This is a genomic window from Lentzea californiensis, from assembly GCF_024648825.1.
Classification (GTDB): Bacteria; Actinomycetota; Actinomycetes; order Mycobacteriales; family Pseudonocardiaceae; genus Lentzea; species Lentzea californiensis.
Map to the genome: position 1 here is coordinate 1 of NZ_JANBBE010000002.1, position 26,821 is coordinate 26,821.

The window sequence follows — 26,821 nt, forward strand, 5'->3', positions numbered from 1 at the left end:
CACTAGTGTCCTGCGCCGGAAATTCGCCTGCAAAAGCGTGCGAGTGACTCGAGGATCTCTTCGGCGGTCTTGGTCCACAGGAACGGCCGTGGGTGGGTGTTCCAGTCCGCGATCCAGGCCCGGACGTCCTTCTCGAGTGCTTGCACGCTTTTGTGGGCGCCGCGTTTGATCTTCTGCTGCGCCAGCAGGCCGAACCAGCGTTCGACCTGGTTGATCCACGAGGATCCGGTCGGGGTGAAGTGCATGTGGAACCGCGGGTGCTTCGCCAGCCAGGCCTTGATCGCCGCGGTCTTGTGGGTGCCGTAGTTGTCACAGACCAGATGCACGTCCAGCTCCGCTGGGACGGTCTTGTCGATCGTGATCAAGAATTTCTTGAACTCGGCGGCGCGGTGCTGGCGGTGCAACTCGCTGATCACCGTGCCGTCCGCGATGTCGAACGCGGCGAACAGGCTGGTGATGCCGTTGCGGACGTAGTCGTGCGTGCGGCGCTCAGGCATACCGGGCATCATCGGCAGCACCGGCTGTGAGCGGTCCAATGCCTGGATCTGAGACTTCTCGTCCACGCACAGCACCACCGCCCGCTCGGGCGGATTGTGATACAGGCCAACCACATCCACGACCTTCTCCACAAACAACGGATCAGTGGAGAGCTTGAACGTCTCCGCACGGTGCGGTTTGAGCCCGAAATCGCGCCAGATCCGGCCGATGGTCGACTTGCTCAACCCGGTGCGCTCCGCCATCGACGTTCGCGACCAGTGCGTGGCGCTACGCGGAGTCTCCTCCAGCGTCGCCACGATCACCTCCTCGATCTGATCGACCGTGATCGACGGCGGCCGGCCCGGCCGCTGCTCGTCGACCAGACCGTCCAGCCGATCGCGCAGAAACCGCCTGCGCCACTTGGTCACCGTCGCCTCGTGCACCCGAAGATCCTCGGCGATCTGCTTGCCCGGCACACCCTCCGCACACGCCAGCACGATCCTGCACCGCTGCGCCAGCACCTGCGACGACTTCGCCCGCCGCGCCCACCGCCGCAGCGTCTCCCGCTCCTGCTCCGTCAACGTCACCTCAGCAGGAGGACGACCAATCCGCGCCATCACCCCACACTAGACTTACCTTGCGGATTTCCGACGCAGGACACTAGTGCCCTACGCCGGAAGTCCGCCGCTGAAGTCCCTGCCGTTTGTGCCGCACGCGGGGCGCTTTCGTGCGCGTGGAGCGCACGAAAGCGCCCCGCGTGCAGTTGATGACGGCGTGGCTGAGGCCCCGCGACGTTGATGAGGGGAGCTTTCCCAAACCTGAGGTTGATGAAAGCTCCCCTCATCAACCTTCATACTTTGATGACGAATTTCCGGCGCAGGACACTAGTCGGGGAGCACCACCGCGACGATGCCGGCGAGGTGCGCGAGCCGCGCCACCTCGGCCGCGCGGAACATCGGGCCACCGGGGCGGCCGACGACGAGCACGCGGTCCGGCTTGCCCAGCGGCGTCGCGGCGAGTTCGGTGCCCAGCTCGCGCCAGGTCTCCGGGACCCACTCCTCCTCGCCGTCGAGCACGGTCGCGCGCTCCAGCGGGAACCACGGCACGTCGCCCATCCGCGTCTCCGGGGCGGCCGACGACGCGGTCAGCCGGGTGATGCCGGGGCCCTTCGGCCCGACGACGATGGCCCAGCCAGCGCGGATGATCTTCGGGACGCCCTCGGTGAAGATCTCGAGGCCCTTCTTGGGCTCCTCGGCGATCTCCTCCACGAGCTCCAGCTCGCGATGGGTGTCCAGGATGCCCGCGTAGGGGCGCACCGCGTCGACCTCGACGCCCTCGATGGACTCCGCGGCGGTGATCAGGGTGTCCGGCAGGCGGCCGGACGGCAGTTCGACCACGAGGTCGTCGATGGCGATGCCGGAACCGCGCTCCACCACGTCGACGCTGAGTATGTCCGCCCCGATCTCGCCCAAAGCCGTTGCGACCGCGCCGAGGGTGCCGGGACGGTCCGGGAGCTGGACCCGGATCAGGAACGACAAGGTGAACGCCTCCATAGCTCGTGCGCGAGACCCCGCGTCTTGCGCCGTTGCCGGTCGGTGATTCTCGCAGACGCATCGTCAACGCATGACCTGCTGTCCGCGTTGCGGAACGGTTAAGTTGACGTGCCGGTCAACCACAGAGGCGGTAACCCGTTCGAAGGCGCGCCTGACCAGCCCATAGACTCACGGGGTTCCCGATTCGTATCCCGACCCTACGGGGGTTGACAGGAGTGCCCAGCATCTCCCGCGACGAGGTCGCGCACCTGGCGAAGCTCGCCAGGCTGGCTGTTACCGAGGACGAGCTCGACTTGTTCGCCGGACAGCTCGACGTGATCCTCCAGTCGGTGGCCTCGGTTGGCGACATCGCCACGGCCGACATCCCGCCGACGTCGCACGCCGTTCCGCTGACCAACGTCTTCCGCGAGGACGTGGTCCGTCCGAGCCTCGGTCAGCAGCAGGCGCTCTCCGGCGCTCCTGAGGCCGAGGACGGCCGGTTCCGCGTGCCCCGCATCCTGGGTGAGGAAGCATGACCAACGACCTGATCCACGCGACCGCGGCGGAACTCGCCGCGAAGATCCACAGCGGCGAGGTCTCCAGCGTCGAGGTCACCCAGGCCCACCTGGACCGCATCGCCGAGACCGACGGGAAGGTCCACGCCTTCCTGCACGTCGACACCGAGGGCGCGCTCGCGCAGGCCCGCAGGGTCGACGAGGCCGTCAAGGCCGGTGAGCAGGTCTCGCCGCTCGCCGGCGTGCCGTTGGCGCTCAAGGACGTCATGACGACCGAGGGCGTGCCGACCACGGTCGGTTCCAAGATCCTCGAAGGCTGGATCCCGCCCTACGACGCCACGGTGACGCGCAAGCTCAAGGAAGCCGGCGTCGTCATCCTCGGCAAGACGAACATGGACGAGTTCGCCATGGGTTCGTCGACCGAGAACTCGGCGTACGGCCCCACGCACAACCCGTGGGACCTCGACCGCATCCCCGGCGGCTCCGGCGGTGGCTCGTCCGCGTCGCTCGCGGCGTTCCAGGCGCCGCTCGCGATCGGTACCGACACGGGTGGCTCGATCCGCCAGCCCGGCGCCGTCACCGGCACCGTCGGCGTGAAGCCCACCTACGGCGGTGTCTCCCGCTACGGCCTCGTCGCGTTCTCCAGCTCTCTGGACCAGGCCGGTCCCTGTGCGCGCACGGTGCTCGACGCCGCGTTGCTGCACGAGGTCATCGCGGGCTACGACCACATGGACTCCACGTCCATCAACGCACCCGTGCCGCCGGTCGTCGCCGCTGCCCGCGAGGGTCTGAGCGGTGACCTGTCCGGCCTGCGCATCGGTGTCGTCACGCAGTTCACCGGTGAGGGCTACCAGCAGGGCGTGCTGCGCAGCTTCGAGGCCGCCGTGTCGCAGCTCAAGGAGCTCGGCGCGGAGATCGCGGACGTGTCGTGCCCGAGCTTCGACTACGCGCTCCCGGCGTACTACCTCATCGCGCCGAGCGAGTGCTCGTCGAACCTCGCCCGGTTCGACGCCATGCGCTACGGCCTGCGCGTCGGCGACGACGGCACGCGCAGCACCGAGGAGGTCATGTCGCTGACCCGCGAGGCCGGCTTCGGCCCGGAGGTCAAGCGCCGCATCATGATCGGCACGTACGCGCTGTCGTCCGGCTACTACGACGCGTACTACGGCTCGGCGCAGAAGGTCCGCACGCTGATCACGCAGGACTTCGCGAAGGCGTTCGAGAACTTCGACGTGCTCATCTCCCCGACCACCCCGACCACGGCGTTCAAGATCGGCGAGCGCGCGGACGACCCGATGGCCATGTACAAGGCCGACCTCTGCACCATCCCCGCGAACCTCGCGGGCACCCCCGCCATGAGCGTCCCGAGCGGTCTGTCCGATGAGGACGGGATGCCGGTCGGCCTGCAGATCATGGCCCCGGCGCTGCAGGACCACCGCATGTACCGGGTGGCCGCCGCCTACGAGGCCGCGCGCGGCGCGTTCGGAGGTCCGTCGCTGTGAACATCAAGAAGGCACGCGGTCTCCTCGGTCTCGCGGGTGCGGTGGCCGGTGCCGCCGGCGCGTTCTCGGGCTTCCGGAACGCGCGGGCCAAGAACGACAAGCTGGCCCTGGCGAACGCGATCGCCAGCATCGCCGTGGCGATCACCGGTGCGGCGCTGGCCGTTCGTGCTCTGCGGAAGGACGACCTGGCATGACCGCTCTGGTTGAGCTGATGGACTACGACGAGGTCATCGAGAAGTACGACCCCGTCCTGGGCCTGGAAGTGCACGTCGAGCTGCACACCAACACGAAGATGTTCTGCGGCTGCGCCAACACGTTCGGCGGCGAGCCGAACACGAACACCTGCCCCACGTGCCTCGGCCTGCCGGGCGCGCTGCCGGTGGTGAACGCCAAGGCGATCGAGTCCGCGATGCGCATCGGCCTCGCGCTGAACTGCGAGATCGCCGAGTGGTGCCGGTTCGCGCGGAAGAACTACTTCTACCCGGACATGCCGAAGAACTTCCAGACGTCGCAGTACGACGAGCCGATCGCGTTCAACGGCTGGCTCGACGTGACGCTGGACGACGGCGAGGTCATCCGGGTCGAGATCGAGCGCGCCCACATGGAGGAGGACACGGGCAAGTCGCTGCACGTCGGCGGCGCGACCGGTCGCATCCACGGCGCCGAGCACTCGCTGCTCGACTACAACCGCGCCGGCGTGCCGCTGATCGAGATCGTCACGAAGATGATCCCGGGCACCAAGGAGCGCGCTCCCGAGGTCGCCCGTGCGTACGTCACGGCGCTGCGGGACCTGCTCAAGGCGCTCGACGTGTCCGACGTCCGCATGGACCAGGGCTCGCTGCGCTGCGACGCGAACGTGTCCCTGTCGCCGAAGACCACCGGCGCCCTGGGCACCCGCACCGAGACCAAGAACGTCAACTCGCTGCGCAGCGTCGAACGCGCCGTCCGCTTCGAGATGACGCGCCAGGCCGCGGTGCTCGAGTCCGGCGGCGAGGTCACTCAGGAGACCCGTCACTTCGACGAGTCCTCGGGCAGCACGTCGCCGGGCCGCAAGAAGGAGACGGCGGAGGACTACCGCTACTTCCCGGAGCCCGACCTGGTCCCGATCGCGCCGTCGCGCGAGTGGGTCGAGGAGCTGCGCCTCACCCTGCCCGAGCTCCCCTGGGAGCGCCGCGCGCGCATCCAGAAGGACTGGAACCTCACCGACGAGGTCCTGCGCGACCTGGTCAACGCCAACGCGCTGGACGTCATCATCGCGACGGTCGAGGCGGGCGCGAAGCCGGACGAGGCCCGCTCCTGGTGGGTGTCGTACCTCGCGCAGCAGGCCAACTCGAAGGGCATCGAGGTCACCGACCTCGCCATCACCCCGACGCAGGTCGCGAAGGTGATCGAGCTGGTGAACGCGGGCACGCTGACGAACAAGCTCGCCCGCGAGGTCGTCAACGGCGTCCTGGAGGGCGAGGGCTCCCCGGAAGACGTCATCGAGAAGCGCGGCCTCAAGGTCGTCTCGGACGACTCGGCGCTCGAGAAGGCCGTCGACGAGGCCCTCGCGGCCCACCCGGACGTCGCCCAGAAGATCCGCGACGGCAAGGTCCAGGCGGCCGGCGCCATCGTCGGCGCGGTCATGAAGGCCACCAAGGGCCAGGCCGACGCCGCGCGCGTGCGCGAGATCGTGCTCGCACGCTGCTCCTAGATACACATTGGCCATAAAAATCACAAAGGGTCACCTGTTCGTGCAGGTGGCCCTTTGTGATCTTAGGCCGTCTGAGTGGCTGTTAGCTAAATGAGACGTATGCGTGTAGCCGTGTGTGTCACTCTCTCGTTGCAACTCATCTGGGGGGATGAGACGTAATAGTCCAAACGAGGGGGGAATCCTCATGACTGTTCAGCGCGAGAACTTCGACGTGGCCGCGACCGAGGTCGTTCAGGAAGCCGAGTCCGTGCTCGAGGGCACGCCGGTCGTCGAGCCGGACCCCATTCCGGCGCCGCCGACCGAGGTGCCGAAGCCGGACAAGAAGGAAGACCCGGAAGTCACGCCGATGTGCTGTGGCGGGGGTCCTGGTCACATGTTCAAGCGTCGCAGTTTGGTCACCGAGGGCGCCGTCGACTCCGGCGGCGACATCGAGCACGACCCGACGTGCGTGAACCACCCGGACAACACCGCCGTGGTTCAGTAACACAGAGTGTCCTGCCCGCCGCCCAGACCAGTGCCTGGTTGGCGGGCAGCGGTGCGTCGACACGTGTGGTGTGATGATCACATGCCCGCTCGTGCCTTGGATAGAGCGCGCGAGTTGTACCTGAGAGGGTGGAACGAGCAGGCGAAGTTCCGCTTCCCGGCCGCCATCAAGCTTCTCAAGCGTGCACTCGCGCACGCCGATCGCTCGGAGCCGACACCGGAACGAACCGAGGTCCGGGTCAGGATCCTCTTCACCCTGGGCTTGTGCGTCGGTGAAACCAGCGGCATGGACGCCGCACGCCAGGTCTTCGACGCGGCGCGCCGTGAGATCACCACCCTGCCCGACCCGAAGCTGCGCGACCAGCTCAACGGCAGCGTGGACAGCAACCAGGGCTTGATGGTCATGCGGATGGGACAGCCGGACCAGGCAATCGAGTGGTTCAGCCGATACATCAACTTCGCCGAGCGTGAGATGGCTGCCGCCCCCGACAGCGTGGATGCGGGGTTCGCGCAACGGTTGATGTCCTCCTTGCTCAACAGGGGTTTCGCGATGGCCGCCGTACGCAAGCGGACACCGGCCGTCGCCGATCTCGAGCGGGTGCTCGCCCTGTCGAGGGAGCACGACCAACCGGAGTGGAAGCCGTTCGCGGCTCATGCCCTCGGCAACGTCCACAAGCAGAGCGGTGAGCTGGCGGAGGCGTTGCGGCGCTACGAAGAGGCGGAGCGGATCTTCCGCGCCGACGACCAGCCCGCTCTCCTGGCACGCCTGCAGTTCGACCAGGCCGAGGCCATGCTCATGATCGGCCTGTCCGACGAGGCCGGTAAGCACCTCGACGAGGCGCTGCCGGTGATGCGCAAGGAGAAGTTCGGCCAGGAGATCGCCGAGGTCGAGATGTTCCGCGCGTCCGCGGCGCTGCTGGACGACCAGCTGGACCTGGCGCGCCGCATGGCGAAGAGGTCCGAACGCAAGCTCATCCGCCGGGGCAGCACGTGGTGGATGATGGCCGGCCTGATCGAACTGTGGGCGCACGGCCGCCACGCGATGCGCACCAAGCGGATCTCGAACGCCTTGGTGCAGAAGGCGTTGGCGCTGTCCGAGGAGCTGGCGGCCAACCACCTCGTGGACGAGTCACGGCTCGCGTTGCTCCTCGCGACCCGGCTGGAGATCCGCCGGGGAAGGCTGGCCGACGCCGAAGAGCTGCTGAAGAGGGTGCCCGGACCCCGCGCGGTCACGCCGCTCGACCACCGCATGCAACGCCGGCTGGTGCTGGCGGAACTCGCGCTGGCCAAGGGAAGCCGGCGCGCCGCGTTGACGCACGCACGGCAGGCCCTCGACGAGCTCGGCCGGGTGCGCGACCAACTCGGGGGCCTCGAACTCGTGTCCGCCACGGCGGTGCACGGCAGGGAGCTGAGCGAGCTCGCGATCAAGCTCGCGCTGGAGGACGCGGACGCGCGCCGGCTCTTCGCCTGGCTGGAACGCACGCGCGCGCAGACCTACCGGTACGAACCGCTGGAGGCGACCGACAACAACGAGGTCGCCGAGCGGATCACCGAGGTGCGCAACCTCAGCTGGGCGATCCTGCGGCACGGCCTGTCCGGCCAGCCGACCGCGGAGCTGCGCGGCAAGCTCGTGAAGGCGCAGCGCGAGGCGAACCGGCTCGGCTGGCACTCGCAGCGGTGGGGCAGGCCCCGGCCCGTCGCCGGCATCGGCGAGGTGGTCGCGGAGCTCGGGCAGCGGGCCATGGTCAGCTACGTCGTGTCCGGCGGTGAGATGGCCGCTGTCGTCGTCGCCGGTGGCCGGGTCAGCCTCGTGCGGCTCGGTGGCGCGGCCGAGGCGCTCGAGAGCGCCCAGAAACTCCACTTCGACCTCAACGCCCTGGCCCCCGACCACCTGCCGCAGCCGCTGGTGCAGGTCATCGGTGCGTCCGCGCACAAGCAGGCCGATCGGCTCGACGCGTTGCTGATCAAGCCGCTCGCGCACCTCATCGGCGGGCGCGAGCTCGTCATGGTGCCGACCGGCGAGCTGTACGCGGTGCCGTGGGGTGTGTTGCCGAGCCTGCACGGACGTCCGGTCGCCACCGCGCCCTCGGCCACGGCCTGGCTCGGTGCGGCGCAGGGCGGCAAGCCGAAGACCGACCGCGTGCTGGTGGTGCAGGGGCCCGGGCTCCTCTTCGGGCACGGCGAAGTGGACAAGCTGGCGACCTACCACGCCAACGCCACGATGCTCTCCGGCGACACCGCCACCGCCGCCGAGGTCATGGCGCACCTCGACGGGGCCGACCTCGTCCACGTCGCCGCCCACGGCGAGCACGAGATCGAGAACGCCCTGTTCTCCCGGCTCGAGCTTTTCGACGGGCCGTTGTTCGCGCACGAGCTGGGCCGGCTGAGGAACCCTCCGGCGCACGTGGTGCTCGCGGCGTGCGAGCTGGCGTTGAACCGCATCAGGCCTGGTGACGAGGCGCTCGGGTTCGCCGGCGCGATGCTGGCCGGAGGCACGCGGACCGTGGTCGCCGCGGCCAGCAAGGTCGGGGACGAGGCCAGTGCCGCGGCGATGGCCGACTACCACCGGGCGCTGGTGGCCGGGGCCGCGCCGGCGGTGGCACTTGCCGAGGCGATGGCGAAGGACCCGTTCCGCCGGCCGTTCCTCTGCCTGGGGTCCGGCTAGGCCGATCGAGTGGTCGTCCGCCGCGTAGTCGCTGGTCAGCGGTGACTTCCACGCTGGCTGCGAACGTGCTTGGTGAACTTCTCTCGTCGTTGTGCCATCTTGGACTGGACCGAGGGGAAGCCAATGGCCCGCCTATCGGCTCTAGTCGATAGGCGGGCCGTTGTGCGAGAAACGACCGCATGCGCAGAACTCTGCTCGCTGTTCTCCTTGCCGCCGCCGCGGTGATAGCGGCACCGGCAACCGGAACGGCGCAACCGACTGCATCCACACCTTCGGTCACGGACCGAGAACCGGGCAACGGGCCTGAGCGCAACGAAGTCGCCACGCTGGACAACGCTTTCCAGGCGCAGTCCGTGCTGGCCCAGGGGGAGAACCAGGCCGACAGGCATCAGGGCTACCCGCGCCGGACGACGCTGCGGACGTACCCGGAGAACACGGCCGACAAGTCCATCAAGCTCGGCCTCGCGCCGTACCACTCGCTGGCGCCCAAGCTGAACGCGTTGCAGCAGAAGAGCAACCGGATCTCCGTCGAGGTCGTCGGCCAGTCGGGGCTCGGCCGCGACCTGTACCTCGTCACGCTGACGGCGCCGGAGAGCGCCACGGAGACCCGGATCCAGGAACGGTTCCGCGCCACCGTCGAGGAAGGCCGCAACGTCCCGGCGGGGCTGTACAAGGCGCCGATCTGGATCAACAACAACATCCACGGCGACGAGTGGGAGGGCACCGACGGCGCGTTGCGCGTCATCGAGCACCTTGCCACCAGCAACGACGCGGACACCAAGAAGTTGTTGCAACGCAGCAGGGTCTACTTCAGCCTCACCTCGAACCCGGACGGCCGCGTCGCCGGAACTCGTGCGAACAGCGCCGGGTTCGACCTCAACCGCGACTTCGTCACGAGCTCCCAGCCCGAGAACCGGGCCATGCAGGACGTGGTGGAGCGCACCCAGCCGTTGATCATGCTGGACGAGCACGGCTACGTGGCGAACACGCTGATCGAGCCGACCACGCCGCCGCACGGCCAGAACTACGACTTCGACCTGTACATCAAGCACGGTTATGCCAACGGTCTGCTGATGGAGAAGGCTGTGCAGGCGCTCGGTCACCCCGAGGCGGCGAAGCCGGAGATCCCGTTCCGCGACTACCCCGTCGGCGAGTGGGACGGCTGGGCGCCGATCTACACCGCCCAGTACGCGATGTACCACGGCGCCGTCTCGTACACGATCGAGATCCCGATGCGCGTCAACCGCGGCGACTACGACGCCCTGCCGGTGGCGGAGCTGCAGCGGCGTTCGAAGATCAACACGGATGTCGTCGAGGCCACCATCAAGACCACGCTCGACTACGTGGACGACAACCGGCGCAGCCTGATCGAGAACCAGACGGAGATGTTCCGCCGCGGCGCCGCCGGTGAGAAGCAGCGGTACATCCCCGACGGTTTCGTGCCCGGCTTCGGGCCGGAGGACCGCTTCAGCACGGAGTTCCCGCGCGCCTACGTGATCACGAACGACCGGTCCGCACCCGCCGCCGCGCGGCTCGTCGACCAGCTCGTCCGGCACGACGTCCGGGTCGAACGCGCGGAGAGGCCGTTCACGCTGGGCGGCAAGCGCTATCCGGCCGGGTCGTACGTCGTGGACATGCACCAGCCCAAGCGCGGCCTCGCGAACGTGATGCTGGAGCAGGGCAGCGACATCTCCGACAAGGCACCGGTCATGTACGACATCTCCGGCTGGAGCCACCGCCTGCTGTGGGGCGCGTCCGTCGAGATCCACCGGAACGGCCAGTTCCGCTTCGACGGCAAGCCCGTCACGGCGGCCGCGCCGACCGGTGCCGTCGATGCCGCGCCAGGGGCCGACCTCGCCCTCACCCTGACCGACCAGAAGGACGTCAGCGCGGTCAACGACCTGCTGTCGCGCGGCCTCGAACTGCGCCGCCAGGACAACGGCACGATCGTCGTCCCGGCACGGGAGAGGGCCGCCGCCCAGGAGGTCGCCGACCGCTACGGCGTGCGCTTCACCACCGCCAAGGCCGGCGGCGAGGCGTTGCAGCGCAAGGTGATCGCGGCCGCCGTCTCCGCCGACGAACTGCAGGTGCTGCGCGAGTCCGGGTTCGACGTCCGCACGATCTCCACGGCGGTGCTGAACGCGGGCTTCGACTGGTCGCGGATCGACGCGCTTTACGTGGGCGCGGGCCTGAACTACACGCAGCTCAACGCCACCGCGAAGGCCGCTCTCGACGCGTTCCTCCAGCGCGGCGGTGTGGTCACGCGCGGGGCGACGGGCAGCAGGTTCAACACCGACGCCAAGCTCCTGCAGGCCACCCCGGTCGCCGGGTGGGAGGACGCCAACGGCGTCGTGAACGTCGTCAACGGCACCGGTCCGGTCGGCGCCGGCGCGTTGCCGCACTCGTTCGTCTACTCGCCGCAGTGGTTCACGAACCTCGGCACGGGCGTGACAGTCGAACAGCGCTACGGCAGCACGGTGATCGCCGCGGGCCACTGGCACGCACGCGACAACGGCACCGGCGGTCAGGACGTGGCAGCGGGTCAGGCGGCGGTCGTGTCCGGTACGGCGGCGAACGGCGCGAAGGTGGTGTTGTTCGGCACCGAGCCGATGTTCCGCAACCACCCGAAGGGCCTGTACGCGCAGGTCGCGCGCGCTCTGTTCTGGAGCGCCGGCTAAGACCAAGAGGGGCGGGGAAGGCCCCGACAGCCTTCCTCGCCCCGCTTGCAATACCCCGCTCAAGGGTTCCCGTTTCCGGATCTACGAAACCCCTGGCGGCAGGAAGCCGTGTGCCGACAGGTCGAACCAGTTGCCCTCGGGGTCGATCGCCCGGTACTCCGCGAACGGCCGGTCGCCACCCCGCAACGCGGGCCTCGGCTCCAGCGTCTCCAGGTACGGCGCGACGTCGTCCACCTGGAACCCGAAGTGGTTGAAGCCGGTCGGCACGTCACCGTCGAGCCGCTGCTGGATCAACGCCAGGTTCAGGTACCCGTCGGTGACGAAGTGGCTGCCGTCGGGATCGGTGTGGAACAACGACATCCCGAACCGCGACGTGTAGAAGCCGGCCATCTTCTCGGCGTCCTGCACGACGAACGCGATGTGCCGCAACCTGGGCCTGCTCATGACTTTCCCTTCGGGATCATGTTGTGGAACGCGGCGATCTCCCACCCGTCCCCGCGCCGCACGACGACGGCCTGCGCGTGGGTGGTGATGCCCGCCGGGGCGATGGACGACGTGACGTGCACGACCGAGATCTCGGAGGTCAGCGGCCTGATCAGACTGATCTCGGCGGTGAGTTCGGTGTCGCGGTACGGCCCCGCGAACAGCTGGGAGTGCCGCGCTGCCACCGCGTGCCGCCCGACCAGCTCCTCACCTCGCACGGTCACGAAGTCGACGTCCTCGGCGAAGACGGAGGCGAACGCGGCGCCGTCCCCGAGGGCCCAGCCCTGCTCCATGCGTTGCCACAGCGCGTAGATCTGTTCGGTCATGAGTGGTTCATCCTCAACGGCAGGCGCAGGCACTCGGCGTCCCATGCGGCAAGCGAGTAGTAGAGGCCGCCATGGCGGCGTTCGAGGTAGCAGACGACGTTCACGGGCCATCCGCTGTTGCGGAACATGTGCTCGTCCATCGGTGTCGGGCTGTCGCTCAACGGCCGGTCGCGCTCGCATTCGGGACCGAGCCGGTGCCAGTCCGGGTGCAGGTGGATCGAGCCCAGGACGTCCAAGCCGCAGGCGTCGGCCTCCCGCGTGATCGTCAGCAGGTCGGCGGGGTCGAGCCACCACGCCCGCACCGGGTTCTCGTACGCCGTGCCGAACCGGGGCACGATCGTCGAGGAGAACTCCTCACGCGCCGAGGGGTCCGTCAGGCGCGCGTTGCGGCCGAACGCCACCTCGGACACCACGGCCTCGGTGCCGGCGGACCAGCCGAGCAGCACCGCGAAACACGGTCTCGGCTCGTCCTCGGTGATGAACGAGTATTCGGCGGACGCGGCCTCCAGAAACGTTCTCACGGCGCGATCCGAAAACAGCACAGCGTCGGTACGCGCCGGGCGCTCGGCCAATTCCATCACGCGACCGAACGTATCGAGACCAGCCTGTCTCATGCGACATCGCTAAGGGTATTGGCCCTATTACATTGAGCGATAACATCGGACTCATGCGTCTGGAAGTGCGGCACCTCGAACTGGTCGTGGCGATCGCCGACTGCGGCAGCCTGCGCAAGGCCGCCGCCCGGCTGCACCTCACCCAGCCCGCGGTGACGACGCAGCTCAAGCGCATCGAGGACCACCTGGGCGGCACGCTTTTCCTGCGTGCGGCCGACGGCGTCAAGCTCACGCCGACCGGCCAGGACTTCGTCCAGGAAGCACGGTCGATGCTCACTCAACTGGTCACGCTGGAACGCGTAACGCGCCGTAACGCGCAATGCCCCAGCGCTCCGACCAGGCTCGCGGGAATCCCCGCTCATCACTTCGGACTACTGGTCGCCGCACTAAAGGACAACGTCACCAGTCGCACCATCAAGGAGACGGGCACGCTCACCGCGTTGCTCGCCACCGGCGAACTCGACATCGCCGTCCTGCGTCGATTTCCCGGCACCCCGCTGACCCTTCCGCCGAACGCAGGACACCGGCTGCTCACCCGCGAACCGCTGTTCGTCGGCGTCCCCGAACACCATGCACGAGCACGACAGCCCGAGATCCCGCTGGAGGCTCTGGCGAACGACAAGTGGGTCATGCCGGAGCCCGACGACAGCGGCATGAACGCCCACTTCGCCCGCGAGTGTGCGGCCAGGGGCTTCGAGCAACGGATCGCGCACTTCAGCAGCGAGGCGCACGTCGCGCTGACGTTGATCAGGGAGTCCGGCGCGGTCTGCCCGCTCTATCCGGTCGGCGGCACTCCGCCCGGCGTCGCGCGCCTGCCGGTCACCGGCAACCCGCTGGTGCGCGAGGTCGTGCTGGCCTGGCGCACGGACGCGCCGGTCGCGGAGGAGGTCGACGACCTGTGCGACCAGGTCGCCTCGGAGTACCTGAAGCTGGTCGGGGAGAGCGAGGTCTACGCGCGGTGGTGGCGCGACGGAGGAGAGCAGTTCGCCCTCGGCTCCTAGAACCTCAGTCCTTCGTGCCGCCGCCGTTGTTCGGGCGCACGATGATGACGACCCGGTCGTCCGACGACACCGGCGTGCCACCGGCCTTGTTGACCGTGCCGACCAGCGACGCCGACTCGTTCAGCATCTCCATCGGCCCGAGCAGGCCGAAGCCGTCCTCCGCCATCGCGATCTCCGGCTTGCCCGTGAAGGCACCGGCGGCGTTCATCGACAACGACTGGTAGCCGGGCGTCTTGGACGTCGCCACGGACAGCTGGTCCGAGTACGACGAGCAGCCCATCACGCCGGGCCGGTCCGGCCACGCCCACGCGACCTCGCCGAGCTTGCCGGGCGCCACGCGGTAGACGACGTCGCCGCTGGCGGCCCAGTCCGTCACCCAGGTCTTCGAGGTGTCCGCCGAGACGCACAGGCCGCCGGGCAGTCGCAGTCCGGAGGAGACGACCGCGCTGCCCGCCGTCGGGTTGCCCTGGGCGGGCTGGCCGGAGCCGTCGATCCGCAGCACCTTGCCGGCCAGGGAGTTCGGGTCGGCGGCCAGCGCGGGGTTCCCGGCGTCACCGGTCGCGACGAGGATCGCGCCCTTGCGGTCGCTCGCCAGCACACCCCGGTTGCCCGACGGGCCCTTCGGGATGCCGGTGAGGATCGGCTTGGGCGAGTCTCCGGGGGCGATGCGCAGCACCCGGTTGTCCGTCGCCGTCGTGACGTAGACGTACGCGAGCTGGTCCTCGGCGAACGTCGCCGACAGCGCCAGGCCGGACAGCCCGCCGTCGGTCGACGCGTCGACCTCCAGCTGGGCGACCACGACCGGGTCGACGTCCTTGGCGACCTTGAGCAGGCGCCCGCCGCGTTCGGTCGCGTACGCCGCGACGCCGCCCTGGGCGTCCGCGCCGATCGGGGCGACGCCCGTGACGGTGTTGAGGCAGGTGGCCACGACGGCCGGGTGGTAGTCCTTGCAGCCCTGCGGCGGCGGCACGCTCTGCGGCGCCGGGTTGCGGCCGGGATCGCCGGGCGTCGGGCGGTACTCGCCCGGCAGCTCCGGCTTCGGGCCCGCCTGCGGGGTCAGCTGTGGTTGCGCGCTCCACTGCGTGGGCGCCGGCTCGTCGGGAAAGCTCGCGCAGCCCCCTGCCAGCAGGCAGACGGCGGTCAGCAACGCTACGGAACGAACCACGGCTCCCAGGTTAGGTGCGGGACCGTGAACCCGAAGTCAACTTCTCGGAAGTGGCGAAGTCGACCGACCGGACGCGGTCGAGCAGCATGTCGAGTTCGGCGCTCACCACCTCCGGCGCCTCCAACGGCAGGTAGTGGCTGCACGGCAGCACCCGCAGCCGCGCCTGGGGCAGCGCGCTGACGGGCCCGGACATGCTCTCCGTCGTCGCCAGCACGTCGTCACGCCCGGCCAGCAGTGTGACCGGGCACACGATCGGGGCGAGGTCCTGGCGCGGCGTCTCGCCCAGCGCGAGCGCCAGCGTGAAGTACCAGCGCCAGTCGTGCTGCAGGAACCGGCTCACCGCCTGCCCGACGGCCGCCGGGTCGCTCGAGGGCTTGATCACGCCGCTGTGCCGCAACAGGAACGTCGTCGCGTCCGTCACCGGGACGCGGTGCAGCACCTTGTCCAGCACCGGACCGGCCTGCTGCAGCAGCCTCGTGCTCGTCAGCCCGACGAACCGGCGCACCGCCTTCGGCACCAGCGGCAGCATGGCGTCGAACGAGTCACCCGGCGCGCCCGCGACGAGCAGCAGGCCCGCCACCCGTTCCGGATGACGCAACGCCAGCTCGGCCGCGACCGTCACGCCCATCGACCAGCCCATGACGACGCACCGCTCGATGCCCGCGTCGTCCAGCACGGCGATGGCGTCCGACACGTGGTCGTCGAGCGAGATGTTGCGCTCGTCGACCGGGCGGTCCGAGCCCATCGTGCCGCGCATGTACCAGCTGAGCAGGCCGCCGCGATCGGTCAGCGACGGCCACGACTCGGGACCCGAACCCACACCGGGGCACAGGAGCACAGGTGTTCCCCCACCTGGCACCTCCCAGGTCCGGATCTTCGTGCCGTCCCAAGCGACGATGTCGTGCTCCCGCATGACGAACATTCTGACGTATTTTGCAGGGGTGACGCTCACCGTGCTCGTGCCAGATGATTTCGGAGTCCAGGCGCTGTCCCAGGTGGACGGTGTCCGGCCGGTTCGTTACGTGCCGGGGGAGCCGCTGCCGTCTGACGCCCAGAACGCCGAGGTGCTGATCCCGCGGTTCCTCGCGGGCACCGACCCGCGCGAGGTGTTCGCGCAGCTGCCGAACCTCGAGCTCGTGCAGTTGCTCAGCGCCGGTGCGGAGAACTTCGTCGGCAAGGTGCCGGACGGCGTGCTGCTCTCCACCTGCCGGGGCGCGCACGGCGGCAGCACCGCGGAGTGGGCCATCGGCGCGTTGATCGCGATCTATCGAGACTTCCTCGTCTTCGAGCGGGCCAGGGCCGAGGGCCGCTGGGACTACCACCTCACGGACACCTTGCAGGACAAGAAGGTCTTGATCGTCGGCGCCGGTGACCTGGGCGAGCAGCTCAAGCGCCGCCTCGAACCGTTCGACGCGACGGCGACCCTGGTCGGCCGCACCGCCCGCGAAGGCGTGCACGGCCAGGACGAGCTGCCGCAGCTGCTCCCGGAGTTCGACGCGGTGGTCGTCTTCACGCCGATGACGGAGGAGACCCACCACCTCGTCGACGCCAAGTTCCTGGCCGCGATGAAGGACAACGCGATCCTGGTCAACGGCGCGCGCGGCCCCGTCGTGGACACGGACGCGTTGCTCGCCGAACTGAGTTCCGGGCGACTGCGCGCGGCCCTCGACGTGACCGATCCCGAACCGCTGCCGGCCGATCATCCACTGTGGACCGCGCCGGGCCTGTTCCTCACCCCGCACGTGGCCGGGTCCTGCACGGGGCACGCACAACGCGCCTACGCGATCGCCGCCGCGGAGATCGCCCGGTTCGCCGCGGGGGAGCAGCCGCGCAACCTCGTGCACGGCGCCTACTAGTCCATCCGGGTGAAACTGGGCTGCCGTTCGGCTCTCGCGCGCCCGCACGTGGCCCCCTAGCGTGCGGGCGTGGCTACTCACGACAAAGGCTCGGCCAGTTCGAGCGCTTTCTCCGACGACTCGTTCTACTCGAGCAGCGGAGGGGGAGTGCACCACTTCGACGACGGCACCACCAGAGCCGGGTCGGACGCCCTGTCGCCGTACGACTCGACCACGAAGTCGTTCGACACGACGGCCTACACGCCGCTGGACACGTCCACTGAGGACTCGCGGGACGCGGACCCGTTCGACGACGACCGCAGGAAGTTCGGCTGGACCGCCGGCCCGGACATCGGCCTGCTCGGGCTGCGCGCGGTGCTCGGCGGCATCTTCGTGCTGCACGGCCTGCAGAAGGTCTTCGGTCTCTTCGGCGGCCCCGGCATCAACGGCTTCGCCCAGTCGCTCGAGAAGATGGGCTACCGCGAGTCGGTCGTCCTCGCCTGGGTCACCGGCATCACCGAACTCGCCGGCGGCGCCCTGCTCGTGCTGGGCCTCTTCACCCCGCTCGCGGCGGCGGGCCTGCTCGCCGTGATGGCCAACGTCATCGCGCTGCAGTACAAGGGCGGCTTCTTCGGCCCCAACGGCGTGGAACTGGAACTGGCGCTCGCCGGCATGGCGTTCGCGGCGCTGTTCGCCGGGCCAGGCCGCGCCGCCCTGGACTACAACCGCAGCTGGTTCCGCCACCCGCTGGCGGCCGGGTTCATCGCGCTGCTGATCGGAGCCGGTGGCGCGGCGGTGACCTACTTCGTCTTCCGGTAAGAATCCCCGCATGCGGAAGAACCTGACGGGAGCGGTGCTCCAGCTCGCCCTGCTGGTGATCGGGATCCCGGTCGTCTACCTGGTGGCGTTCCCGTTCGGGCTCACCGCGAAGTCCCTGCTGCCGCCGCTCGGCCTGCTCGCGGGCCTCGTCGTCGCCGGCGTCATGGTCAAGAAGACGGAGCAGCCCGTCAGCGGACCGCTGACGGGCTGGCTCGTGTTCGGCGCCTGCATGGCGCTCGCACTGGCTCTTTAGAGGTCGGGGTTGCGCACCGCGCCCGTGGACGCGTCCGTCGCCATCCGCGCGTAGGCCCGCAACGCCGCCGTCACCGGGCGAACCCGGTCCACCGGCTGCCACGGCCGTTCCGACGCCTCCATCTTCGCGCGGCGCTCGGCCAGCACGTCGGCGTCGACCATCAGCTCCAGCCGCCGCTCGTGGACGTCGATCAGGATCCGGTCGCCGTTCTCGACCAGGCCGATCGTGCCGCCGCCCGCCGCCTCCGGTGAGATGTGGCCGATCGACAGGCCCGACGAACCGCCGGAGAACCGGCCGTCCGTGATGAGCGCGCACTTCTTGCCGAGCCCGGAACCCTTGAGGAACGCCGTGGGGTGCAGCATCTCCTGCATGCCGGGGCCGCCGGACGGGCCCTCGTAGCGCACGACCAGGACCTCGCCCGCCTGGATCTCCTTGTTCAGGATCGCCGAGACGGCCTGCTCCTGGGACTCGACGACGCGCGCCGGGCCCTCGAAGTGCCACAGCTCCTCGTCGATGCCCGCGGACTTGATGATCGCGCCGCGCTCGGCCAGGTTGCCGCGCAGCACGTTCAGGCCGCCGTCACGGGTGTAGGCGTGCTCGTCGTCGCGGATGCAGCCGCCGGCCGCGTCGGTGTCCAAAGAGGACCAGCGGTTTGACGTCGAGAACGCCTCGGTGGTGCGCACGCCGCCGGGGGCCGCGTGGAACAGCTCGATCGCCTCCGGCGACGGGTTCTCCGCGCGGATGTCCCACTTGCCGAGCCACTCGGCCATCGTCGGCGTGTGCACCGACGTGACGTCGTCGTTCAGCAGGCCGGCGCGGTAGAGCTCGCCCAGCAGAGCGGGGATTCCGCCGGCCCGGTGCACGTCCTCCATGTGGTAGTCGGAGTTCGGCGACACCTTGGACAGGCACGGCACGCGGCGGGACAGGTCGTCGATGTCCTGCAGCGTGAAGTCGATCTCGCCCTCCTGCGCGGCGGCGAGGATGTGCAGCACCGTGTTCGTCGAGCCGCCCATGGCCATGTCGAGCGCCATCGCGTTCTCGAACGCCTTGCGGTTCGCGATCGACCGCGGCAGCGCCGACTCGTCGTCCTCGCCGTACCAGCGCTTGCACAGCTCCACGACGACGCGGCCGGCCTCGGAGAACAGCTCGCGGCGCGCGGCGTGGGTGGCCAGCGTCGAACCGTTGCCCGGCAGCGACAGGCCGAGGGCCTCGGTGAGGCAGTTCATGGAGTTCGCGGTGAACATGCCGGAGCAGGAACCGCACGTCGGGCACGCGGAGCGCTCGACCTCGGAGAGCCCGTCGTCGCTCACGGCGGGGGAGGCCGAGGCGGAGATCGCGGTGATCAGGTCGGTCGGCGCGACGGCGACACCCTCGACGACGACGGCCTTGCCGGCCTCCATCGGGCCGCCGGACACGAACACGACGGGGATGTTGAGCCGCATCGCCGCGTTCAGCATGCCTGGGGTGATCTTGTCGCAGTTCGAGATGCACACGATCGCGTCGGCCTGGTGCGCGTTGACCATGTACTCGACGGAGTCGGCGATGATCTCGCGGCTGGGCAGCGAGTAGAGCATTCCGCTGTGGCCCATGGCGATGCCGTCGTCGACGGCGATGGTGTGGAACTCGCGTGCGACACCGCCCGCCTCGCGCACCGCCTCGGCCACGATGTCCCCGAGATCGCGCAGGTGCACGTGGCCCGGCACGAACTGCGTGTAGGAGTTGGCGATCGCGATGATGGGCTTGCCGAAGTCGCTGTCGGTCATGCCGGTCGCGCGCCAGAGGGCGCGGGCACCCGCTGCGTTGCGGCCGTGAGTGGTGGTGCGAGAGCGGAGCTGAGGCACTGCTCCTCCAGATTCAGTTCAAGAAAGAAGCGCGCGGGACGCGGGGGTGAGGCGTCCACCAGTCTGGGAGCGGTGCCTCAAAGGTTACTTGTGCGCAGACTCGCCGAGACCAGCAGACAGGCCAGTGCGAGCGTGATCACGTGCACGACGGTGCACCACAGGCAGATCTTGCCGATGATCAGCAACTCGGCGGCCACCAGGTAGACGACCATCAGCACGCCGACGCCGACCGCCGCGAGACGCACCCACCTCAGCGCGTCGACCCGCCACGCGAACGGGAGGCAGATCACCGTCAGGAACGCGAAGAAGGCCAGTCCGAGGAACGCGACGGGGATGCCCAGCAACTCCGACTGCTCGCTCGTGGTCACGGTCTCGCAGTCGATGACGGCGTCCGCCGAACACACCAGCGCACTCGCGTCGAAGTGCGTGTACGTCAGGTAAGCCGAGGTCAGCAGGCCTGCGACGGACAGCAGCAGGCTCAGCAGCGGAACTCGTTTGATCACTTATCTGACTCTACGACCTCGTCAGCTGCCGCTTCAGCGGGCTCCTCCGCGACGACTTCTTCCTTGACCGTCGGGTCGGGCACGCGCCCGCCGCTGACCAGCGACAGCGCCGGCAGGTGCATGAACCGCACCGCGGGCAGCGTCACCTCGGTGTCGTCGTCCTTCACGGCCTTGAGCCAGCCCTTCTGGATCAGCCGGATCGACTTCACCTCGGACCACTCGAGCGTCGTCGTGCCGAACGCGCCGCGCGCCACGATCTGCTCCTCGGTGACCGTCGTGCGGTTGCGCAGCACCCAGTAGGCGTAGCCGAGGGGCAGGACGTAGAGCGCTTGCAGCCCCGGAGCGAGCCACGCCACAGGGGTGACGCAGATGGCGATCAAACCCGCTGCGAGCAGGGCCGTTGCCGGGATGCGAAAGACCAGCTTCTTCACCCGGTCGATTGTTCCACGTCCACGATCCGGGAATTCCATCCCGCAGAGTTGACGCACTCTTGCGCGAGGCGATAACGTCCGCTTCATGCAGCGCACGCTCGTTCTCGTACTTCTCAGGCGCGTCGACGCCTGAGCCGAACAGCCTGCGTCGACGCGCGACCCTCGCACGACCCAACTCCGGGTTGTCGAGGGTTTTTTCGTGTCCGGACCCCGATACCCGCGAGGCAAACCAATGACCAGCGCACCATCGCGACAGGCTTCCGAGCCCTCGTCGCCACGTCCAGGTCCGCGGCCCAAACCGGCTCCGCCCACTGGCGCGCCGATTCGAGTGACGGGGGCGCAGTCCCTCGTCCGCTCGCTTGAGGCGGTCGGGTGTGAAGTGGTGTTCGGCATTCCGGGCGGGACGATCCTTCCCGCGTACGACCCGCTGCTGGACTCCACGAAGGTCCGGCACATCCTCGTCCGCCACGAGCAGGGCGCGGGACACGCGGCGACCGGTTACGCGCAGGCCACCGGCAAGGTCGGGGTCTGCATGGCGACCTCGGGTCCGGGTGCGACCAACCTCGTCACCCCGATCGCGGACGCGAACATGGACTCCGTGCCCATCGTCGCGATCACCGGGCAGCAGTCGCGGCCGCTGATCGGCACGGACGCCTTCCAGGAGGCGGACATCTGCGGCATCACGATGCCGATCACCAAGCACAACGTGCTCGTGACCGACCCGGCGGACATCCCGCGGGCGATCGCGGAGGCGTTCCACATCGCGTCGACCGGCCGACCCGGCCCGGTCCTCGTGGACATCCCCAAGGACGTGCTGCAGGAGCAGACCAGCTTCTCGTGGCCGCCCGAGATGCGCCTGCCCGGTTACCGGCCGACGACCCGGCCGCACGGCAAGCAGGTGCGCGAGGCCGCCAAGCTGATCGTGGCCGCGAGCAAGCCCGTCCTGTACGTCGGTGGCGGCGTGATCAAGGCGGACGCGCACGCCGAGCTGCTGCTCCTCGCCGAGGAGAGCGGCATTCCGGTCGTCACGACGCTGATGGCGCGCGGTGCGTTCCCGGACTCGCACGAGCAGCACATGGGCATGCCCGGTATGCATGGCACCGTCGGGGCCGTCGCGGCGATGCAGAAGTCGGACCTGCTGATCGCCCTGGGCGCCCGCTTCGACGACCGCGTCACCGGCCAGCTGAACTCGTTCGCGCCGGACGCGCAGATCATCCACGCGGACATCGACCCGGCCGAGATCTCCAAGAACCGCCGCGCCGACGTGCCGATCGTCGGTGACTGCAAGGAGATCATCACCGAGCTGATCGACGCGCTGCGCACCGAGCGCGAGACGGCGACGAAGGTCGACCTCGCGCCGTGGTGGGCGACGCTGAACTCGATCCGCGAGACGTTCCCGCTGGGCTACGACTGGCCCGAGGACGGCACGCTGTCGCCGCAGTACGCCATCGAACGGATCGGCGTGCTGTCGCCGGCCGACACGATCTACACCGCGGGCGTCGGCCAGCACCAGATGTGGGCCGCGCAGTTCGTCAAGTACGAGCACCCGCGCACGTGGATCAACTCCGGCGGCCTCGGCACGATGGGCTTCGCCGTTCCCGCCGCGATGGGCATCAAGGCCGGTGAGCCCGGCCGCACGGTGTGGGCCATCGACGGCGACGGCTGCTTCCAGATGACCAACCAGGAGCTCGCCACCTGCGCCATCGAGGGCCTGCCGGTGAAGATCGCCGTGATCAACAACGGCAACCTGGGCATGGTCCGCCAGTGGCAGACGCTGTTCTACGGCGAGCGGTACTCCAACACGGATCTGGGGACGCACAAGCACCGCATCCCAGACTTCAAGCTCCTGGCGGAAGCCCTCGGATGTGCGGGCCTGCGCGCCGAGTCGCGCGAGGAGGTGGACGAGGTGATCGGAAAGGCGTTGGAGATCAACGACCGCCCGGTCGTCGTCGACTTCGTCGTCGGCAAGGACGCCCAGGTGTGGCCCATGGTCGCGGCGGGCACCGGCAACTCCGAGATCATGGCCGCCCGCGGCATCCGCCCCCTGTTCGATGAGGACCTGTGATGACCAGGCACACGCTGAGCGTTTTGGTCGAGGACAAGCCCGGTGTGCTCGCGCGCGTCGCCGGCCTGTTCTCCCGCCGCGGCTTCAACATCGAGTCGCTCGCGGTCGGCCGCACCGAGTACCCCGACATCTCGCGCATGACCATCGTGGTGTCGGTCGACGAGCTGCCGCTGGAGCAGGTGACCAAGCAGCTCAACAAGCTCATCAACGTCATCAAGATCGTGGAGCTGGAGCCGAGTGCTTCCGTTCAGCGGCAACTGGTGCTGATCAAGGTCCGCGCGGACGCGACGGTGCGGTCGCAGGTCCTCGAAACCGTCCAGCTCTTCCGCGCGAAGGTCGTCGACGTGTCACCGGAAGCGGTCACGATCGAGGCCACCGGCACGTCTGAAAAACTCGACGCGTTGCTGCGCATGCTGGAGCCCTACGGGCTTCGCGAAATCGTCCAGTCCGGCATGGTCGCCATCGGCCGTGGCGCTCGTTCCATCACCGCCACCGCGGTTCGTTAGAAACCAGACAGAAGGAAATACAGTGAGCGTTGAGATCTTCTACGACGACGATGCCGACCTGAGCATCATCCAGGGCCGCAAGGTGGCCGTGATCGGCTACGGCAGCCAGGGCCACGCCCACGCCCTGTCGCTGCGCGACTCCGGCGTGGAGGTCCGCATCGGCCTGCAGGAGGGCTCCAAGTCCCGCGCCAAGGCGGAAGAAGAGGGCCTCGAGGTCGGCACCCCGGCCGAGGTCTCCGCGTGGGCCGACGTGATCATGATCCTGGCGCCGGACACCGCGCAGCGCCACATCTACGCCGACGAGATCGCCGCGAACCTCAACGAGGGTGACGCGATCTTCTTCGGCCACGGCTTCAACATCCGCTACGGCCTCATCACGGTCCCGTCCGGTGTGGACGTCGCCATGGTCGCGCCGAAGGGCCCCGGCCACCTCGTCCGCCGCCAGTTCGTCGACGGCAAGGGCGTCCCGGCGCTCATCGCGGTCGAGCAGGACGCCTCCGGCAACGCGCAGGCCCTCGCCCTGTCCTACGCGAAGGGTATCGGCGGCACGCGCGCCGGCGTCATCAAGACGACGTTCAAGGAAGAGACCGAGACCGACCTCTTCGGCGAGCAGGCCGTCCTCTGCGGTGGCGCTTCCGCGCTGGTGCAGGCCGGTTTCGAGGTCCTCACCGAGGCGGGCTACGCCCCCGAGGTCGCGTACTTCGAGTGCCTGCACGAGCTCAAGCTGATCGTCGACCTCATGTACGAGGGCGGCATCGCCCGCATGCGCTACTCGATCTCCGACACCGCCGAGTTCGGTGACCTGACCCGCGGCCCGCGCGTCGTCACCGCCTCGGTGAAGGAGGAGATGAAGAAGATCCTGGGCGAGATCCAGGACGGCACCTTCGCGAACGAGTGGGTGGCCGAGGACGACAACGGCCGCGCGAACTACAAGAAGCTCCAGCAGGAGGGTGAGAACCACCCGATCGAGGTCACCGGCAAGAAGCTCCGCGACATGATGTCGTGGGTCGACCGCCCGATCACCGAGACCGCCTGACCTTCCTCACCAGGTCTTTCCCCCAGGGAGGCCCGCGGAGCGCGTGTGACGCCCCGCGGGCCTTTCCGTTTTTCGTTCGCGTCCATCCGCTAGCGTCTTCCGCATGACCGAGAGCGCGCCGATCTACGACGACAAGGCCCACGTGCGCGGCAAGCTGGACCTCCGCAACGCGGAGTGGAAGCGCCCGCCGGAGCCGGAACCGGAAGACGGCCACGTCGAGATCGCCTTCATCGAGCACACCGACGGCGCCACGTACGTCGCCATGCGCAACTCCAAGCAGCTCGAACCCGTCCTGACCTTCACGATGGCCGAGTGGGACGCCTTCGTGCTGGGCGCGAAGGACGGCGAGTTCGACGAACCCTGGTAGGCACGGGTCTATGCGCGCCGGGCCCAGGACCGTTCGACGTACCGCATCAGCGCCGGATAAACGATCGCATGGCGAAACGGCTTGATGAAAGCCATGTACGCCCTGCCGGCGGCACCGCGCGGCTTGACGTAGACGGTCATCTGTCCCTGGTACCGGCCGCCGCCCTGGTCCACCCAGGCCAGGTGCATCACGCCGTACATCGTCCGGTTCGAGATCTCCTCCGCGAACTCGGTCCCGGTGCGGTACAGCGGACGGAACGGCTTGTCCGTGAGGCGGGAATCTGGCGCTGTACCACGGAGTTCCGCCGGTACGCGGACGGACAGCGACGGCTCGCCGGTTCCGGGGACGGGTGGCCAGGCGCCGGCGTCCTCCGCTGAGGCCGAGACGCGCCCGAGTCCGAACAGGCGGCCGAGCAGATCGCGGATTCCCCACAGCACGCGCACCGGCAGCGGCGCCGAACCGGGAAAGTCCATGGCTGCCATGAGGCCGATGACGTCGTCGAAGCCGTCGGGTCCACCGTCGACGGGAAGAGCCCAGACGTCCTCGACCTCGAAGTCGTGGACGACGTCGCTGATGACCCAGCGCTGAGTCTTGAGCACGTCATTGGGAACTCTCATTCGCCTTGCGCTCCTTTCGCGCTGAGGCGGCGGATAGGGCCGATGAGGGCGCGGTAGAACGGCCGGACCAGCCGCCCGGCGATGCGGCCGTGGCGTTCCTCCTGCCAGACGCGCGCCCGCGGATGCCCTTCGAGCAGCCGGTCGAAGATCTTCGTGCCGAGCCGGTGCGCCGGCAGCGCCGAACACACTTCGACGGCGCAAAGGTGCTTGATGCTCATGTAGCCGTACTGCGCCGGGCTGACCAGCCGTATCGGAGCACCGTGGTTGCCGTCGAGAGGGCGCCCGTTCAGCCGTTGAGCCAGCATGACGTCGTCGGCGAGCGCGTCCTGCAACTCGACCACGGAGGCGGCACCGTCCAGGCCCTCGAAGACCAGGTGGGTGACGGTGACCCCTGGCTCCAGCGCGGGTTCGACGAAACGACGGTAGAAGTCGGCGAACCTCACGCCCTCCCAGCGCAGGTCGGTCGCGGTCCAACCGGCCACGCAGTGGAAGTCGGCCAGGACCTCCCGGTGGGGCAGTGCGGACAGTTCCCCCAGCCGCACCTCGACGGGTTCGCGCACCACGCCGCTGATGGCGATCACGGGATCGTCGGGCACCGGCGGTGGCGGCTGCTGCAGGTGTGTCCCGAACCGCGGGAATCCGTCGACTCGGCGTTGTCCTGGCGGAAGTGTCTTCAAGGCTGTTCCCCCCTTGCCGACCGGTGGTCGCTCACCGACCGATAGTCGTTCACCGACTGACGGTCAGTCTTTAAGCTTGGGTGGTGACTGTCAAGCGGCTACGGGAACGGCAGGCGGAGGCCACGCGCGAGCACCTGGTCGCGGTCGCACGGGAGCTGTTCGTCGAGCAGGGCTTCGCGGCGACCGCGATCGACGAGATCGTGCAGCGGGCCGGTCTCGCGAAGGGCGCGCTGTACCACCACTTCAGCAGCAAGGATGTGCTTTTCAAGGCCGTCTACGAGGTCGTGCTGGACGAAACCGCCGAGGCCGTGATGGCGGCGGCGCTGGCGGAGAGTCATCCGTGGGACGCGGTGCGGGCGGGGCTGTCCGCGTTCCTCGACGCCTGCCTGCGGCCGGACTTCCGGCGGATCGTGATCATCGACAGCGTGGCGGTGATGGCCGCGAACTCGTGGGAAGGCGGCCTGGAGGGCGTCGAGCTCCCGATGCTGCGCGTCGTGCTGACCCCTCTGGTGGCCAGCGGTGCCCTGCCGGGTGTCGAGGTCGATCCGTTGGCGCACGTCGCACTGGGTGGTCTTTACGGCTCGGCGCTGTACATCACCCGAGCCGCCGATCCGCAGGCCGCTCGCGCCGAGGCGGAAACGGTGCTCGACGTCGTCCTTCGCGGTGTGCGAGCAGTCGCCAGCGAGTAGTCGAACACCATCCCGGCGCACACCGCCTGCCGTCCCGCAGGGCACCCC

Annotated in this window: 28 protein-coding genes; 16 read left to right on the plus strand and 12 right to left on the minus strand. The window is 68.9% G+C overall.

All coding sequences use genetic code 11. The features are described from left to right. Positions 1 to 2: 2 nt before the first annotated feature. Positions 3 to 1,094, minus strand: coding sequence for an IS630 family transposase (locus LX88_RS10830; RefSeq protein ID WP_258947671.1), 1,092 nt, complete (start codon positions 1,092 to 1,094; stop codon positions 3 to 5). 267 nt (positions 1,095 to 1,361) lie between these two features. After that, a complete protein-coding gene (locus LX88_RS10835; RefSeq protein WP_170176195.1) occupies positions 1,362 to 2,015 on the minus strand; it encodes an ACT domain-containing protein in 654 nt (217 codons plus the stop codon). Between the two features lie 230 nt (positions 2,016 to 2,245). Here LX88_RS10835 and gatC point away from each other — a divergent pair, with 230 nt between their 5' ends. The 7 genes from gatC (at position 2,246) to LX88_RS10870 (ending at position 11,545) form a co-directional block, all read left to right on the plus strand. After that, positions 2,246 to 2,545 carry an Asp-tRNA(Asn)/Glu-tRNA(Gln) amidotransferase subunit GatC gene (gene gatC, locus LX88_RS10840; RefSeq protein ID WP_030467875.1) on the plus strand — a complete coding sequence of 100 codons (300 nt, stop codon included), beginning with the start codon at positions 2,246 to 2,248 and terminating at the stop codon, positions 2,543 to 2,545. Continuing rightward, a complete protein-coding gene (gene gatA / locus LX88_RS10845; protein ID WP_258947672.1) occupies positions 2,542 to 4,026 on the plus strand; it encodes an Asp-tRNA(Asn)/Glu-tRNA(Gln) amidotransferase subunit GatA in 1,485 nt (494 codons plus the stop codon). Before gatC ends, gatA begins: the two co-directional genes overlap by 4 nt. Further along, positions 4,023 to 4,220, plus strand: coding sequence for a hypothetical protein (locus LX88_RS10850; protein ID WP_307790108.1), 198 nt, complete (start codon positions 4,023 to 4,025; stop codon positions 4,218 to 4,220). The genes gatA and LX88_RS10850 overlap by 4 nt, the downstream gene beginning before the upstream one ends. Next, a complete protein-coding gene (gene gatB / locus LX88_RS10855; protein WP_258947673.1) occupies positions 4,217 to 5,719 on the plus strand; it encodes an Asp-tRNA(Asn)/Glu-tRNA(Gln) amidotransferase subunit GatB in 1,503 nt (500 codons plus the stop codon). The genes LX88_RS10850 and gatB overlap by 4 nt, the downstream gene beginning before the upstream one ends. A gap of 184 nt (positions 5,720 to 5,903) precedes the next feature. Continuing rightward, entirely contained in the window at positions 5,904 to 6,203 is a 300-nt protein-coding gene (locus LX88_RS10860; RefSeq protein WP_258947674.1) for a hypothetical protein, read from the plus strand. Positions 6,204 to 6,317: 114 nt separating this feature from the next. Then, positions 6,318 to 8,867, plus strand: a complete 2,550-nt coding sequence (locus tag LX88_RS10865; RefSeq protein ID WP_258947675.1) for a CHAT domain-containing protein — start codon at positions 6,318 to 6,320, stop codon at positions 8,865 to 8,867. A 179-nt stretch (positions 8,868 to 9,046) separates the two neighbouring features. After that, positions 9,047 to 11,545, plus strand: a complete 2,499-nt coding sequence (locus LX88_RS10870) for a M14 family zinc carboxypeptidase (protein ID WP_258947676.1) — start codon at positions 9,047 to 9,049, stop codon at positions 11,543 to 11,545. Positions 11,546 to 11,626: 81 nt separating this feature from the next. Here the strand turns inward: LX88_RS10870 and LX88_RS10875 are convergent, their stop codons facing one another. Genes LX88_RS10875 through LX88_RS10885 form a run of 3 tightly spaced genes read right to left on the minus strand, consistent with a single transcriptional unit; the run spans position 11,627 to position 12,875 of the window. Then, the gene (locus LX88_RS10875) at positions 11,627 to 11,989 is read right to left on the minus strand and encodes a VOC family protein (protein ID WP_258947677.1); all 363 of its coding nucleotides are present in this window, start codon (positions 11,987 to 11,989) and stop codon (positions 11,627 to 11,629) included. After that, a complete protein-coding gene (locus LX88_RS10880) occupies positions 11,986 to 12,354 on the minus strand; it encodes an SgcJ/EcaC family oxidoreductase (protein WP_258947678.1) in 369 nt (122 codons plus the stop codon). The genes LX88_RS10875 and LX88_RS10880 overlap by 4 nt, the downstream gene beginning before the upstream one ends. Next, a complete protein-coding gene (locus LX88_RS10885; RefSeq protein WP_258947679.1) occupies positions 12,351 to 12,875 on the minus strand; it encodes an MPN domain-containing protein in 525 nt (174 codons plus the stop codon). Before LX88_RS10885 ends, LX88_RS10880 begins: the two co-directional genes overlap by 4 nt. A gap of 146 nt (positions 12,876 to 13,021) precedes the next feature. Between LX88_RS10885 and LX88_RS10890 the strand changes: the two genes are divergently transcribed. Next, complete coding sequence (locus LX88_RS10890) at positions 13,022 to 13,969, plus strand: LysR family transcriptional regulator (RefSeq protein WP_258947680.1); 948 nt, start codon at positions 13,022 to 13,024, stop codon at positions 13,967 to 13,969. A 4-nt stretch (positions 13,970 to 13,973) separates the two neighbouring features. On the opposite strand, the gene LX88_RS10895 is transcribed toward LX88_RS10890, so the two are convergent. Both LX88_RS10895 and LX88_RS10900 read right to left on the minus strand, forming a co-directional pair. Then, positions 13,974 to 15,134, minus strand: coding sequence for a PQQ-dependent sugar dehydrogenase (locus LX88_RS10895; RefSeq protein ID WP_258947681.1), 1,161 nt, complete (start codon positions 15,132 to 15,134; stop codon positions 13,974 to 13,976). A 10-nt stretch (positions 15,135 to 15,144) separates the two neighbouring features. Further along, positions 15,145 to 16,047: an alpha/beta fold hydrolase gene (locus LX88_RS10900; RefSeq protein ID WP_258947682.1), complete on the minus strand. Its 903-nt coding sequence runs from the start codon at positions 16,045 to 16,047 to the stop codon at positions 15,145 to 15,147. On the opposite strand from LX88_RS10900, the gene LX88_RS10905 reads away from it, so the two are divergent. The 3 genes from LX88_RS10905 (at position 16,046) to LX88_RS10915 (ending at position 18,041) form a co-directional block, all read left to right on the plus strand. Then, on the plus strand, positions 16,046 to 16,990 hold the full coding sequence (locus LX88_RS10905) for a 2-hydroxyacid dehydrogenase (protein WP_258947683.1): 945 nt from the start codon (positions 16,046 to 16,048) through the stop codon (positions 16,988 to 16,990). The two genes, LX88_RS10900 and LX88_RS10905, sit on opposite strands and share 2 nt — an antisense overlap. A gap of 69 nt (positions 16,991 to 17,059) precedes the next feature. Then, positions 17,060 to 17,788 (plus strand): DoxX family protein, encoded by a 729-nt coding sequence (locus LX88_RS44225; protein ID WP_258947684.1) that lies wholly within the window; start codon positions 17,060 to 17,062, stop codon positions 17,786 to 17,788. A gap of 10 nt (positions 17,789 to 17,798) precedes the next feature. After that, positions 17,799 to 18,041: a hypothetical protein gene (locus LX88_RS10915; RefSeq protein ID WP_258947685.1), complete on the plus strand. Its 243-nt coding sequence runs from the start codon at positions 17,799 to 17,801 to the stop codon at positions 18,039 to 18,041. Here LX88_RS10915 and ilvD read toward each other — a convergent pair. The 3 genes from ilvD to LX88_RS10930 all read right to left on the minus strand — a co-directional run bounded on the left by ilvD (position 18,038) and on the right by LX88_RS10930 (position 20,816). Further along, positions 18,038 to 19,882 carry a dihydroxy-acid dehydratase gene (gene ilvD / locus LX88_RS10920; protein WP_258947686.1) on the minus strand — a complete coding sequence of 615 codons (1,845 nt, stop codon included), beginning with the start codon at positions 19,880 to 19,882 and terminating at the stop codon, positions 18,038 to 18,040. The two genes, LX88_RS10915 and ilvD, sit on opposite strands and share 4 nt — an antisense overlap. Before the next feature lie 77 nt (positions 19,883 to 19,959). Continuing rightward, the gene (locus LX88_RS10925; protein WP_258947687.1) at positions 19,960 to 20,385 is read right to left on the minus strand and encodes a vitamin K epoxide reductase family protein; all 426 of its coding nucleotides are present in this window, start codon (positions 20,383 to 20,385) and stop codon (positions 19,960 to 19,962) included. After that, positions 20,382 to 20,816, minus strand: coding sequence for a PH domain-containing protein (locus LX88_RS10930; RefSeq protein ID WP_258947688.1), 435 nt, complete (start codon positions 20,814 to 20,816; stop codon positions 20,382 to 20,384). Before LX88_RS10930 ends, LX88_RS10925 begins: the two co-directional genes overlap by 4 nt. Positions 20,817 to 21,048: 232 nt before the next feature. Here LX88_RS10930 and LX88_RS10935 point away from each other — a divergent pair, with 232 nt between their 5' ends. The 4 genes from LX88_RS10935 (at position 21,049) to LX88_RS10950 (ending at position 24,790) form a co-directional block, all read left to right on the plus strand. Continuing rightward, entirely contained in the window at positions 21,049 to 22,881 is a 1,833-nt protein-coding gene (locus LX88_RS10935) for an acetolactate synthase large subunit (RefSeq protein WP_258947689.1), read from the plus strand. After that, positions 22,881 to 23,387: an acetolactate synthase small subunit gene (gene ilvN, locus LX88_RS10940; protein ID WP_030479767.1), complete on the plus strand. Its 507-nt coding sequence runs from the start codon at positions 22,881 to 22,883 to the stop codon at positions 23,385 to 23,387. The genes LX88_RS10935 and ilvN overlap by 1 nt, the downstream gene beginning before the upstream one ends. 22 nt (positions 23,388 to 23,409) lie before the next feature. Continuing rightward, positions 23,410 to 24,423 carry a ketol-acid reductoisomerase gene (gene ilvC, locus LX88_RS10945; protein ID WP_030479766.1) on the plus strand — a complete coding sequence of 338 codons (1,014 nt, stop codon included), beginning with the start codon at positions 23,410 to 23,412 and terminating at the stop codon, positions 24,421 to 24,423. A gap of 103 nt (positions 24,424 to 24,526) precedes the next feature. Then, a complete protein-coding gene (locus LX88_RS10950; protein ID WP_090066479.1) occupies positions 24,527 to 24,790 on the plus strand; it encodes a DUF397 domain-containing protein in 264 nt (87 codons plus the stop codon). An 8-nt stretch (positions 24,791 to 24,798) separates the two neighbouring features. Here LX88_RS10950 and LX88_RS10955 read toward each other — a convergent pair whose 3' ends face one another. Continuing rightward, complete coding sequence (locus LX88_RS10955) at positions 24,799 to 25,407, minus strand: DUF2867 domain-containing protein (RefSeq protein WP_258947690.1); 609 nt, start codon at positions 25,405 to 25,407, stop codon at positions 24,799 to 24,801. Beyond that, positions 25,404 to 26,084 carry a molybdopterin-dependent oxidoreductase gene (locus LX88_RS10960; protein WP_258947691.1) on the minus strand — a complete coding sequence of 227 codons (681 nt, stop codon included), beginning with the start codon at positions 26,082 to 26,084 and terminating at the stop codon, positions 25,404 to 25,406. Before LX88_RS10960 ends, LX88_RS10955 begins: the two co-directional genes overlap by 4 nt. A gap of 83 nt (positions 26,085 to 26,167) precedes the next feature. Between LX88_RS10960 and LX88_RS10965 the strand changes: the two genes are divergently transcribed. After that, complete coding sequence (locus tag LX88_RS10965; RefSeq protein ID WP_258947692.1) at positions 26,168 to 26,773, plus strand: TetR/AcrR family transcriptional regulator; 606 nt, start codon at positions 26,168 to 26,170, stop codon at positions 26,771 to 26,773. Positions 26,774 to 26,821: the final 48 nt, after the last annotated feature.

Excerpts from the sequence above, each read along its gene's own strand:
- gatA (WP_258947672.1), top strand. The coding sequence starts at position 2,542 with ATGACCAACGACCTGATCCACGCGACCGCGGCGGAACTCGCCGCGAAG.
- LX88_RS10870 (WP_258947676.1), top strand. The coding sequence starts at position 9,047 with ATGCGCAGAACTCTGCTCGCTGTTCTCCTTGCCGCCGCCGCGGTGATA.
- ilvN (WP_030479767.1), top strand. The coding sequence starts at position 22,881 with ATGACCAGGCACACGCTGAGCGTTTTGGTCGAGGACAAGCCCGGTGTG.
- gatB (WP_258947673.1), top strand. The coding sequence starts at position 4,217 with ATGACCGCTCTGGTTGAGCTGATGGACTACGACGAGGTCATCGAGAAG.
- LX88_RS10950 (WP_090066479.1), top strand. The coding sequence starts at position 24,527 with ATGACCGAGAGCGCGCCGATCTACGACGACAAGGCCCACGTGCGCGGC.
- LX88_RS10900 (WP_258947682.1), bottom strand. The coding sequence starts at position 16,047 with ATGCGGGAGCACGACATCGTCGCTTGGGACGGCACGAAGATCCGGACC.
- LX88_RS10860 (WP_258947674.1), top strand. The coding sequence starts at position 5,904 with ATGACTGTTCAGCGCGAGAACTTCGACGTGGCCGCGACCGAGGTCGTT.
- LX88_RS10875 (WP_258947677.1), bottom strand. The coding sequence starts at position 11,989 with ATGAGCAGGCCCAGGTTGCGGCACATCGCGTTCGTCGTGCAGGACGCC.
- LX88_RS10915 (WP_258947685.1), top strand. The coding sequence starts at position 17,799 with ATGCGGAAGAACCTGACGGGAGCGGTGCTCCAGCTCGCCCTGCTGGTG.
- LX88_RS10830 (WP_258947671.1), bottom strand. The coding sequence starts at position 1,094 with ATGGCGCGGATTGGTCGTCCTCCTGCTGAGGTGACGTTGACGGAGCAG.
- LX88_RS10880 (WP_258947678.1), bottom strand. The coding sequence starts at position 12,354 with ATGACCGAACAGATCTACGCGCTGTGGCAACGCATGGAGCAGGGCTGG.
- LX88_RS10905 (WP_258947683.1), top strand. The coding sequence starts at position 16,046 with ATGACGAACATTCTGACGTATTTTGCAGGGGTGACGCTCACCGTGCTC.
- LX88_RS10935 (WP_258947689.1), top strand. The coding sequence starts at position 21,049 with ATGACCAGCGCACCATCGCGACAGGCTTCCGAGCCCTCGTCGCCACGT.
- LX88_RS10890 (WP_258947680.1), top strand. The coding sequence starts at position 13,022 with ATGCGTCTGGAAGTGCGGCACCTCGAACTGGTCGTGGCGATCGCCGAC.
- LX88_RS10955 (WP_258947690.1), bottom strand. The coding sequence starts at position 25,407 with ATGAGAGTTCCCAATGACGTGCTCAAGACTCAGCGCTGGGTCATCAGC.